This is a genomic window from Streptomyces sp. NPDC002690 (assembly GCF_053592415.1).
Window position 1 is genome coordinate 1 of the sequence record NZ_JBSFVR010000269.1, and the last position, 10,353, is coordinate 10,353.

The 10,353-nt window shown below is 73.9% G+C and carries 11 protein-coding genes; 4 read left to right on the forward strand and 7 right to left on the reverse strand.

Features of this window, described 5'->3' with window-relative positions; genetic code table 11:
* Positions 1-240: 240 nt before the first annotated feature.
* From ACWD3D_RS26715 to ACWD3D_RS26725, 3 genes are all read right to left on the reverse strand, one after another.
* On the reverse strand, positions 241-561 hold the full coding sequence (locus ACWD3D_RS26715) for a transposase (RefSeq protein WP_451463349.1): 321 nt from the start codon (positions 559-561) through the stop codon (positions 241-243).
* 195 nt (positions 562-756) lie between these two features.
* The gene (locus ACWD3D_RS26720; RefSeq protein WP_451463339.1) at positions 757-1,188 is read right to left on the reverse strand and encodes a DUF2267 domain-containing protein; all 432 of its coding nucleotides are present in this window, start codon (positions 1,186-1,188) and stop codon (positions 757-759) included.
* Between the two features lie 121 nt (positions 1,189-1,309).
* Positions 1,310-1,504 carry a hypothetical protein gene (locus ACWD3D_RS26725; RefSeq protein WP_451463340.1) on the reverse strand — a complete coding sequence of 65 codons (195 nt, stop codon included), beginning with the start codon at positions 1,502-1,504 and terminating at the stop codon, positions 1,310-1,312.
* Positions 1,505-1,663: 159 nt separating this feature from the next.
* Between ACWD3D_RS26725 and ACWD3D_RS26730 the strand changes: the two genes are divergently transcribed.
* Entirely contained in the window at positions 1,664-2,239 is a 576-nt protein-coding gene (locus ACWD3D_RS26730; RefSeq protein WP_451463341.1) for a TIGR03086 family metal-binding protein, read from the forward strand.
* Between the two features lie 36 nt (positions 2,240-2,275).
* Here ACWD3D_RS26730 and ACWD3D_RS26735 read toward each other — a convergent pair whose 3' ends face one another.
* Both ACWD3D_RS26735 and ACWD3D_RS26740 read right to left on the reverse strand, forming a co-directional pair.
* Positions 2,276-4,759 (reverse strand): GTPase-associated protein 1-related protein, encoded by a 2,484-nt coding sequence (locus ACWD3D_RS26735; RefSeq protein WP_451463342.1) that lies wholly within the window; start codon positions 4,757-4,759, stop codon positions 2,276-2,278.
* A 217-nt stretch (positions 4,760-4,976) separates the two neighbouring features.
* Complete coding sequence (locus tag ACWD3D_RS26740) at positions 4,977-5,381, reverse strand: VOC family protein (RefSeq protein WP_451463343.1); 405 nt, start codon at positions 5,379-5,381, stop codon at positions 4,977-4,979.
* A 73-nt stretch (positions 5,382-5,454) separates the two neighbouring features.
* Here ACWD3D_RS26740 and ACWD3D_RS26745 point away from each other — a divergent pair, with 73 nt between their 5' ends.
* Complete coding sequence (locus ACWD3D_RS26745; RefSeq protein ID WP_451463344.1) at positions 5,455-6,108, forward strand: nucleoside/nucleotide kinase family protein; 654 nt, start codon at positions 5,455-5,457, stop codon at positions 6,106-6,108.
* An 83-nt stretch (positions 6,109-6,191) separates the two neighbouring features.
* On the opposite strand, the gene ACWD3D_RS26750 is transcribed toward ACWD3D_RS26745, so the two are convergent.
* Together ACWD3D_RS26750 and ACWD3D_RS26755 are read right to left on the reverse strand one after the other, a co-directional pair.
* Positions 6,192-7,094 (reverse strand): S41 family peptidase, encoded by a 903-nt coding sequence (locus ACWD3D_RS26750; RefSeq protein ID WP_451463345.1) that lies wholly within the window; start codon positions 7,092-7,094, stop codon positions 6,192-6,194.
* A gap of 164 nt (positions 7,095-7,258) precedes the next feature.
* Positions 7,259-8,230: a GNAT family N-acetyltransferase gene (locus ACWD3D_RS26755; protein ID WP_451463346.1), complete on the reverse strand. Its 972-nt coding sequence runs from the start codon at positions 8,228-8,230 to the stop codon at positions 7,259-7,261.
* Between the two features lie 258 nt (positions 8,231-8,488).
* Between ACWD3D_RS26755 and ACWD3D_RS26760 the strand changes: the two genes are divergently transcribed.
* Positions 8,489-9,616: a M24 family metallopeptidase gene (locus tag ACWD3D_RS26760; protein WP_451463347.1), complete on the forward strand. Its 1,128-nt coding sequence runs from the start codon at positions 8,489-8,491 to the stop codon at positions 9,614-9,616.
* Between the two features lie 159 nt (positions 9,617-9,775).
* Positions 9,776-10,353, forward strand: a 578-nt coding sequence (locus tag ACWD3D_RS26765; protein ID WP_451463348.1) for a hypothetical protein, incomplete at its 3' end; no start/stop codon positions are given.

A 10,353-nucleotide genomic window follows, 5' to 3' on the forward strand; every position in this document is an offset into this window, starting at 1 on the left:
CCGGTGACAGCGTCGAGGCCGGGAACGACGTCGTACAGGGTCTTGCCATCTGCCCATGCAGCTTCCGGGGCCTTCGGATCCTCAGACATGGAAGAGATCTTCTCAAGGATCACGGGGGCCAACAGCGGCGCGGCGACCGTCACGCCGCGGCGGGCAACCCGGATCGGCGGGAGGCTCCTGGCTCGGGACCGTAAGACGTCCGGTCCACCACCCACCCGCGGGGCAGCACCTGGAAGCCTTTCACGTCCGCTTCTCCCGCGTCGTAGCCGACGTTCCCGCAGCCTTGACACGACTTCGCCGACCGCGGGTCCAGCACGGTGACTTCGCCGACCGCGGGTCCAGCACGGTGGCCGACGGCTCGGGATCACGGCCGTCGGCCACCCGGACACGGTCCCGCGACGCGCAGTGCAGCCGGTCCCGGGTCCCGTCGGGCGCCCATGACCTGAACCACCGGCAGGCGACGTCCCGCGGCACCGGATCATGCGGAACCAGCCGCCAGGCACAGCGGGTGCCCAGCACGTACAGCACCGTGTCCAGGACCAGCCGGCGCGAGAACTTCAGCGGACGGCCACGCGCCGCAGGTCACGCACCGGGAGAAGCGGCTCGATCACCGCCCACTGAGCATCCGTCGACGACGATTCATGGCAGGGCCTCCAGGAAGAGGCACACAGGTGGATGATCTTCGCCGGTGCCTGACCCGCGAAGATCATCACCCATCGGCAACACGACGCGAGCGATCAGTTGCCCGGCACTTTCTCAGGCGGCGCGGGCGAGTTCGGCGCGGCCGAAGAGGAGCGCGTACCCCTGGGGGAGAGCCTGGAGCACCCGGGCCAGGAGATCGGGACCGGCGAGCTGGGCCACCGTGGTCAGGACGGAGCCCGTGTCCCAGCGGGTGGTGGCGGTGCTCGCGCCGGTCCGCAGGGCGAGCGAGGTGACGAAATCACGTCCGGTGAGCGGCGCTTCGGGTCTGCCGGCGAGGAAGATGCCGGCGGCGTCCCCCGGGAGCCGGACCGCCAGGCTCTCGCGCTCGGTTCCGGACAGCTGTCCTCCGAGCCCGGCCAGTACGAGACGTACCGCTTCCTCGGCCCGTTCCTTGGTCGGGTACGCGCCGTCGTAGCGGATCTTCTCGAGCATCAGGGTGTAGGTCATGGCCGGAGCGCACTGGGTGGAGTCAGTCGTGTTCTGCATCGTTCGGCGGTCGCCTCTCTCGTCGCAGTGGCCTTCTCGCCCGCGCCGGAGGTGAAACGTACGGAGCCGGTGCGCGCGGGGTGCGGGGCTGGTGTTCAGCCGTTACCCGCCCATCGCCACCTCACACGTACGCACTCGAAGTGCGGGGCTGTCTTCCGGTGACGGGGACGACGGCCATGGCCTGTCGGCCCGTCGGAATCCGCTCCGGGGGAGGCTCGGCGTCCCAGGGCCCGTCGGGTTCGACCATGCGGGCGACGAACACCGGATACCCGGTCACCAGCGCGCCCGCGACCAGGACGAGACGCCGGTGGCCCACCGCTCGGACGCCCGGGAGCAAGGACGGGCGGGGAGCGGGGTGGCGGCGTCCCTGTTCACGTTCACTGCGGCGTCCCTGCCGGGTGGCCGGGCTCTCGGCCCGCCGCGACGCGGCACACCGATCCGGGGCCGATCGCGGGGCAGCACTTAAGCTCCCGCCATGAGCGACATCGAACTCCTCGCTGGAATCCTGTCCAAGACCGGGGACCTCGTCGAGGGCGTCCGCCCGGACCAGCTCTCCCTGCCGACCACCTGCGAGACCTACGACGTGGAGGCGCTGCGCAACCACCTCGTGGGCTGGCTCCAGGTCTTCGAGGCGGGATGCGAGGGCCGCGCGTACGAAGGTGATCCGGCGGCCCACGTCTGCGGCGACGACCCGGCCGGTGAGTTCAGGGCCGCCGCGCAGGGGCTGCTCGCCGGATGGCGCACGCACGGGTTCGACCGTCAGGTCCGGGTCCGGGAGGGCGAGTTGCCCGCGCCGATGGTCTTCGACATGACGCTCATGGAGTACCTGGGCCACGGCTGGGACCTCGCCGTCGCCACCGGGCAGACGGTCCCCTTCACCGAGGAGGAAGGAGCGGAGGCGCTGGCCCGCGCACGGGTCACGCTGCCACCGCGGTTCCGGGGCGAGGGGCAGGCGTTCGGCGAGATCGTGCCGGTCCCCGAGGACGCCCCGGCCGTGGACCGGTTCGTGGGCTTCCTCGGACGCGATCCGCGGGCCGCCCGGCCGTCCTGACCGCGAGCGCCGGCGCGGGGAGAACGCCTCGCCCCGTCAAGAGCGGCGTACCCTGCCCGCCAGCCGGCGGCCGATCCGGCCGAGCGTGCCCGCCTGGCGCCGGTTCCACGCGCGGAAGGCATCCGTCCGGCCACTGCTGCCGGCCCGGCCCACGGCCTCCTCCACCGCCAGGACCCCGGCGGAGGACAGCTCGCGCACGGCGGGCCGCAGCACCTCCTCCAGCAGGGCGGTGCTGGTACCCGCCCAGTGGGCGCCCGCGTGCGGATGGGCACTCCAGTTCAGGTAGCAGTCGGCGGCGAACGCGGGATCGGACCGCAGCCGGGCGAGTACCGGCTCCTCCCGTGCGGCCCTGCCGTAGGCGGCGAGCAGGTCCGGGTCGTCGGTGTGCACGAAGGCGTACAGCTCCGCTTCCGGCCGCTCCGGCGCGAGCAGGCGACGGGCGAGTGCGCCGAACGCGTGCTCCAGGACTCCCGGTTCCACCGGTTCGGCGGCCGGACGCAGGGCGAGTGCCCGATCCGCCCAGCCCTCCCCGGGTGCCGCCTCGTCCGGTGCCTTCGCCCCGTCGGCTTCCGGAGCGGCGCCCGGCCCGCGCATCGTGCGCGCGAAGTCCAGCAGAAGCAGCGCGCCGCGCTCCCGGCCGAGGATCTGGTGCGGGAAGCCGCGCAGCAGATCGTGCGCCAGCTCGGTCGCGTCCGTGTCGTCGGCCGCCGCGCCCAGCGCCGCGCCGACCAGGTGTGACCAGGTCCCCGCGCTGCGGTGCGCGTCCGACGTGGCCGCCTCCAGCAGCATCCGGGCCTCCGTGGCGGTCGGCTCCCGGTCCGCCCAGACGAGACCCACGGCCGAGCGCAGCACCAGCGGCTCGGCGAACGGTGAGATCCCGGCGGTCCGCAGCACCCGGCTCAAGGCGGAGATCCGGTCCTCACCGCAACTCGCCCTGATCGCACGTGACTCGGCGCACATGCGCAGATGCGGCAGCGACTGCGTCCCGGTGAAGGGAAGCGGCACCCTCCCCAACAGCCGCTCCATGGCGGCGGGATCGTCCGGGGTGATCCGGTCCAGCGCCACCAGCAGTGCGGTCCGTACGTCGAACTGCTCGTCCAGCAGCTCCAAAAGGGCCGGACCCCAGGCGAAGTCGGGGGCGGCCAGCAGGGCGGGGGCCGCCCGGTCGACGAGGGAGGGCAGCAGCTCGGCGCAGTCGACGTCCAGGAGCCGCGCCACCCGCAGGAGTTGCACCGTCCGGACGATGTCGAGCGCCGCGCCGGAGCCGCCCAGCTCGGCCAGGATCTCCGGCGCGAGCGCTTCGGACATGGCCTTTCCCTCGGGGCCGGCGAACGCGCTCCGGTCGGGGAGTTCGAGAGAGCCGTTGCCGCCGCGTACCGCCTCGGTCACCAGCATCGCGGCGAGCGGGGCGGTCACGGCGGCCGGAGACCTTCCGTCCAGGGCGTCGAACAGCCGCCCCACCGCGTCGAATTCGGTGCCGCTGCGGTCGTCGATCGTGGCAGCGGTCAGCGCGCCGACCAGTTTCCGCGTCTGCTCCTCGTTCAGTGTGTACGGTCGCTCCGCCGCCCAGACGGCGGCCGTGGAACGTTCGTCGGGCCCGAGTGCGATACCGGCGCAGAGCGCGGTGACGGCCAGCGGCCCGGCGGCGAACGGTTCGCCGTGCAACGCGCGAGCCTGGCCGAAGAGTTCCGGCGCGCGGTTGCGCCAGACGCGGGCGGCGGTCTCGGCCCAGGCGTCACCGGGCGGCGGGGAGGGCCGGCCGTGCGGGCCGCCGCACAGGTGCACCCGGATCTCGGCGGCGTCGAGGAGATGGGCGTCCTCGGGTAGCACCCCGATGACCTGCTGCGGGGCGAGCGAGGGCCGCCGTGAGTACGTGGTGAACGTCAGCCGCTCCGCGTGCTCCGGCGGCAGGACCGTGGAAGCCAGCCCGATCCAGCGGGCCACGTCCTCGCTCTGCCGCTCCACGAGCGCCACCCGGGCCGTTCCGCCCGAGGCGTTCTCCAGCCGTATCCGGCGCAGATCGGCGAAGACGGCGGCGAGCCACGGGCCCCGGGAGACGGCGAAGTCGCCGAGCGCCTCACGCTCCAGGCCCGGACCGGCGTGCGGCGAGGTGAGCGGGTCGGGTATCGCCCCGCTGGGGGTGACGGACACCCAGCGGGGCGAGCGCCACGCGGCGACCGGCAGCCGGTCACCCGGCAGTCGCGCACCGGCCGGCAGCAGCACGGCGTGGGTGTGGAACCGCAACTGCCCGGACGCGGCGCCCGGCGCGGCCAGCGGCACCGCCCGGGACAGCAGCCTGCTGCCGTCCGAGAGGTGGGTGAAGCTGAACGCCTGCGGCATGGAGCGGAGTTCGGCGTCGGTGGGGAGGAACGGCACGTCCCTCGGAGGCTCGTACCCCAGAAGGGGTTCGATCTCCGAGAGCAGTGCCGTGGGTATCCCGGGGCCGACGGCGGTGAACCGTCCCACCGTCCCCTCGTCCCCCGGAACTGCCGAGGTGTAGTGCAACTGCGCGAGGCTCATGCCCGGGGCCCTCTTCGTCCTGCGGCGACCGTCCCCGAACCCGCGTACGCGCAGGCCCGTTCGGTGACGCGCGGGGCCGGCCGACGACCGGGGCGGGGAGCGTTCCGCAGTCGCGTGGGGGCGACGCTATCAAGGTCCGGCGGACGTGCGGAGCGATCCCGGGGACAGCGGCCGAGGGGTGGGGCGGGCGACGGGTGATTCCGCCCGCCCGGCCGGCTCACAAGGGCTGGGGCGCGGGCTGGAGAAGGTCCCACCGGTTGCCGTACAGGTCCTCGAAGACCGCGACCGAGCCGTACGTCTCGTGCCGGGGCTCCTCCAGGAACCGCACCCCGGCCGCCGTCATCCGTGCGTGGTCGCCCGCGAAGTCCTCGGTGTGCAGGAAGAACCCGACCCGGCCGCCGGTCTGCGCGCCGACCGCCGCCCGCTGGTCCCCGTCCTTCGCGCGGGCCAGCAGCAGACCGGTGCCCACCGCACCGGCGCCGCGCGGACGGACGACGACCCAGCGCGAGCCGTCGCCCCGGTCGGTGTCCTCGGCCAGCTCGAACCCGACGGCGTCCCGGTAGAAGGCGATGGCCTCGTCGTAGTCGTGGACGACCAGAGTGGTCAGGGCGATGTGGGACATCTCGGCTCCTCGTGCACGGCGGCGGTCCTGCGCCACCCTACTGAGGCGTTGCGCGGACCCGCAGAATGCCCGTATGGACACGTACGACCTCGCCCCGCTCACCGCCCGCGCCCGGGCGCTCGTCGTCCCCGGCCGGCGCCGGATCTTGGGGATCGCCGGGCCGCCCGGTGCCGGGAAATCGACCCTCGCCGCAGCCCTGGTGGAGGCGCTGGGCGGTACCGCCGTGCTCGTCCCCATGGACGGCTTCCACCTCGCGGGCGCCGAGCTCGAACGCCTGGGGCGAGCAGCCCGCAAGGGTGCGCCGGACACCTTCGACGCCGCCGGGTACGCGGCGCTGCTGCGACGGCTGCGTGACCCGGGTACGGACCGGCGCACGACGGACGGCGGCGAGACCGTCTACGCCCCCGCCTTCGACCGCGCCCTGGAGGAGCCGATCGCCGGGTCCGTGGCGGTGGAGCCCGGCACCCCGCTCGTCGTCACCGAGGGGAACTACCTCCTCCACGACGACGCGCCCTGGGCCGTGGTGCGCGGGCTGCTCGACGAGACCTGGTACCTGGAACTCGACCCGGACGTACGCGTGCGCAGGCTGGTGGACCGGCACGTCCGGTTCGGCAGGCCGAGGCCGGACGCCGAGCGGTGGGTGGCGGGCTCGGACGAGGCGAACGCCCGGCTGGTCGAGGCCGGACGCGACCGCGCCGACCTGGTGGTCCGACACCGCCCGCGCTGAGCGGGCGGGGCAGCGCGGGCGGGGCGGGGTGGGCAGCGCGGGCGGGGCGGCCCACGCCGAGCGGGCGGCTCGGGGCGCGGGCTTCAGGCGTCGCGGCAGGGCTGCTGGGTGGAGAGCCAGGCCGTGGCGGCCTTCAGGGCCTTGTCCGCCCCGCGTGTCTCGGGGACCACCACGTCGGGCGCGAGGGGGCCTTCCTGGACGCGGCCGGTGCGGTCGGCCTCGCGGGCCACCGTCAGGATGAGCAAGGCGCCGTCCGAGAGCTCGTACGGGGTGTTCGCCGTGGGGCGGCCCGCGGTGGGTTCTCCGAACGTGCGGGTGCCGGGACGACCCAGGAACGAGAGGACCACGGCCTCTCCCGCGCTCGCGGTCCTGCGGCTCGTCAGGAGCGCCACGGGCGGAAGCGGGCGGGCGAGCGGAGCGGCCCGACCCCAGGTGTCCAGGTACTCGCTGGGCGTACCGTCCTCGACGGCCCACGGTTCCCTCTTCCCGTCCGTGTGGACGAAGGCGCCGGCCTCGCCGTCGCCGAGGACCGGCCCCACGGCGGCGAGCGGCCCCCACATGTCCCCGCCGCTCTCGCCCCGCAGATCGACGACCCAGCCGCAGGCGCCCTGACCGTCGATCCGGCCGACGACGGAGCGGCCCGCGCGGACGTACGGGGCGGCGACGGTGTCGGACGGTACCGGAGGCAGCATCAGGTAACCGACACCACCGGAGAGCCGGCGCCCTTCGGGGAGCATCAGGTCCTCCTCCGGCGTGTTCAGGGCCGCCTCGGCCTCCTGCGGGTCGAAGAAGGTGCTGTGCCGGTCGTCCATGTCCCGTAGTGCCTGCCGGATCGGCGCGTACGTATCGGCGGGCGTCCGTGCGTCCTTCGCGTGGGTGAAGGCGTCCTGGCGGACCTTTCGCCAGTCCACGTCCGCCGTGACCAGGGCGTGCTTCTCCATCAGGTCCAGGGCGGAGACGAGATAGGCCCTGGCCTCCGGCGCCATGGCCCCTCCCGGTTCCGTGCCGCCCCCGGTCGTGCACCCGGCGGCGAGCAGCGCGACCGCGATCAGGGCCGACCGGCCCCGGCTGACCGGTCGGGACCGCCGAAACCCCGTCGTCTCTCCCACCCCACACCCCCCAAGTCGTCGGCGGCGCACCGCCGCCCCGTTCAGATCCGTGCTCCGAGGCCGTCCGCGGTCCCGCACGGCACCTCGCGTTCGAACCGGCCGATGGAGACCGTGACCGCCATCCCCGCCCGCGCGTACAGGAGATGCGCGCCCGTCAGGCTCTCGCTGTCGACGTCCAGGCCGACCGAGGACGCACCGCGCCCGGCGAAGAGCGCGAAGGAGCTGAGCAGCAGGGACCGCCCGATCCCGAGTCTGCGGTCCCGCGAGCGTACCGCCAACTGGCCCACCTCTCCGGCGGGCCCGCCCCGGACGTCGCGGAACCGGCAGAGCGCCGCTCCGGCGATCCGCCCGTCGCGTTCCGCGAGCAGCCAGAGCGACGGGTCGAAGCCGTCGTACAGCAGGTCGTCGGCCCATACGTCGTACGGGCGGGGCCCGCCGCCCCAGCGGTCGCGGAACGCGTCCTCGACGCAGGCGTGCACCGCCCGCAGATCCTCGGCGGTCCCGGTGCACGACCGCAGGGTGACCCCGTCGGCCCACACCGGGGCGGCGCGCGGCCCGTCCAGCGCGATCGTCATCCGCTGGTGGACCCGTGTCCGGCGGTAGCCGCGAGCGCGCAGCAGCCGCTCCGAAACGCCTCCGAGATAGACGTAGTTGAACAAGGAGAGGTCGCGTCCGGCACCCGCCGCCAGCTCGGCGGCCCGGGCCTCCGCCAGTTCCAGCAGCCGGGTGCCGATGCCCGCGCCCTCGTGGCCGGGGTGCGTGTACACGTCGGCGTGGACGCGGCCCTCGTCGGTCTCGGACGTGACCTGTCCGTAGCCCGCGACCTCCCCGCCGGGACCGGTCACGATCCACGCGTCCCGCCCGGTGTCGAGACGCGACCAGACGCGCAGGTACTCGTCGACGGTCTGGGCCGCCGCCGTGGCGTCCCCGGCCCGGCCGGCGGCGTTCACGGTGTCCAGGATCTCGGTGAGTTCGGATCGGCGAGGGGCGCGTATGTCGTATCCCGGCTTCATGGGGTCCTTGATCGGGGTCTGGGGGCGCGTCGGGCTCGTGCACGCGCCCCGGTAGGGAACCAGGAGGCGCGATGGCCCGGCAACCTGTTTTGGCCCATGAGGCCCCGGCGGCGGACCGTCCCCGCCGTACCAACCGTCCCGCCACGCCCGTCCGGCGCTCGCGTCCCGTGGCGGGCGGCGGCAGGATGCTCCGTGCGGCGCGCGCAGGGGTGCGCCGCCACCGGCAGCCGTACCCGGCAGCACCTCTGGAGGCCCCGCATGACCAGCCCGAACCCGCCCGAGCCCTTCACCGCCGACGTCTACCGGGCCCGGATGGCCCGGGCGGCCGACTCCGCCGCCGAGGCCGGGCTGGCCGGCGTCCTGGTGGCGCCCGGCCCGGACCTCGTCCACCTGACCGGCTACCAGCCCGTCAGCACCGAGCGCCTCACCCTGCTCGTACTGACACCCGGTCAGGAGCCGGTGCTGGTCGTACCGACCCTGGAGGCGCCCGACGCCGAGGCGGCGATCGGCGCCCCCGCCCTCTCGCTGCGCGACTGGACCGACGCCAGGAACCCCTACGAGGTGGCCGCCCCGCTTCTCGACGCGGCCGGCCGGTACGGGATCAGCGACAACGCCTGGGCCATGCATCTGCTCGGGCTCCAGCAACTGCTGCCGGGCACCTCCTACGCCTCGCTCACCCAGGTACTGCCGATGCTGCGCGCCGTCAAGGACGCGGCGGAGCTGGAACGGCTCGCGGCGGCGGGAGCGGCGGCGGACGCCACGTACGAGGAGATCCTGAAGGTGCCCTTCGTCGGGCGCCCGGAGACCGAGGTCTCGGCGGACCTGACGGAGCTGCTCATCGGATTCGGCCACTCCCAGGTGGACTTCGCCATCGTCGGCTCCGGCCCGAACGGCGCGAACCCGCACCACGAGGCCGGGGACCGGGTCATCCAGCACGGCGACATGGTGGTCCTCGACTTCGGCGGCCTGCGGTACGGCTACGGCTCCGACACCTCCCGCACGGTCCACGTCGGCGAGCCCACCCCCGAGGAGCAGCGGGTCCACGACGTGGTGCGCGAGGCCCAGGCGGCTGGATGCGCGGCCGTACGGCCCGGCGCCGCCTGCCAGGACATCGACCGGGCGGCGCGCGCGGTCATCACCGAATTCGGCTACGGCGACCGGTTCATCCACCGCACCGGCCACGGCATCGGGGTCACCACCCACGAACCCCCCTACATGATCGAGGGCGAGGAGCAGCCGCTGGTGCCCGGGATGTGCTTCTCGGTGGAGCCGGGGATCTACCTCCCGGGGCGGTTCGGCGTGCGGATCGAGGACATCGTGACCGTCACCGACGACGCTGGCAGGCGGCTCAACTCCACCGCCCGCGAGCTGGCGATCGTCGGATAGGGCGCGAACTCCTCCCGTACCTCGTTCGAACATCTTCGATACACCATCTGAACGCGGCCTGAACCAGGCTTTGTCCGACGCCGGAATCCGGGCGGTACGGTCTGTTCGCCGCCCGGGGACCGTCATTTTCCTGTCAGTGGTGATCATTAGGGTTCGCCCATGTCCCACGACGATGAGAGACCCGCGAACTCCAGCCATTCCACGGACGACCGGCGGCAGACCATGGTGGACGAGCACTCCCACCCGGACACTGCCCGGGGCGGGCCCGAGGCCCCCGAGCCCGAGCCCGTCCGGGTGTGGCCCCGGAACCTGGCACTGGCGCTGCTCGCGGCGGGCGCCACGTTCGGCGTCATCAGGTTCACGGGCGGCGCGGACGACGACTCCGGCGGGTCGGCCGGCGCGACGACGTCCGCCTCGGCCCCGGCCTCCGCCTCCGCCTCCGCCTCGGCCTCCGCCTCCGCCCCGGCCTCGGGCGGGAAGGGAGCCGACGCGAACGCCGGCGGACGGCCGATGATCCCCGTTGCCGAGGTCTTCCCCGAGGAGGTCGCGGGCACGTCCGGTACCACCTTCACCGAGGTGGGCACGTCCGTGCTCGATTCCTGCACGGAACCGGGCGAGGTCGGAGCCCGTCTCGTCGCCCTGATCGGGGCCGGGGCGGGATGCGTGGGCGAGCAGGTCGCGCTCTACGAAGACGACCAGAAGAACCAGTTCAGCCTTGCCGTGTTCACCATGAAGGA

Excerpts from the sequence above, each read along its gene's own strand:
- ACWD3D_RS26720 (WP_451463339.1), bottom strand. The coding sequence starts at position 1,188 with ATGCAGAACACGACTGACTCCACCCAGTGCGCTCCGGCCATGACCTAC.
- ACWD3D_RS26730 (WP_451463341.1), top strand. The coding sequence starts at position 1,664 with ATGAGCGACATCGAACTCCTCGCTGGAATCCTGTCCAAGACCGGGGAC.
- ACWD3D_RS26735 (WP_451463342.1), bottom strand. The coding sequence starts at position 4,759 with ATGAGCCTCGCGCAGTTGCACTACACCTCGGCAGTTCCGGGGGACGAG.
- ACWD3D_RS26740 (WP_451463343.1), bottom strand. The coding sequence starts at position 5,381 with ATGTCCCACATCGCCCTGACCACTCTGGTCGTCCACGACTACGACGAG.
- ACWD3D_RS26745 (WP_451463344.1), top strand. The coding sequence starts at position 5,455 with ATGGACACGTACGACCTCGCCCCGCTCACCGCCCGCGCCCGGGCGCTC.
- ACWD3D_RS26750 (WP_451463345.1), bottom strand. The coding sequence starts at position 7,094 with ATGGCGCCGGAGGCCAGGGCCTATCTCGTCTCCGCCCTGGACCTGATG.
- ACWD3D_RS26755 (WP_451463346.1), bottom strand. The coding sequence starts at position 8,230 with ATGAAGCCGGGATACGACATACGCGCCCCTCGCCGATCCGAACTCACC.
- ACWD3D_RS26760 (WP_451463347.1), top strand. The coding sequence starts at position 8,489 with ATGACCAGCCCGAACCCGCCCGAGCCCTTCACCGCCGACGTCTACCGG.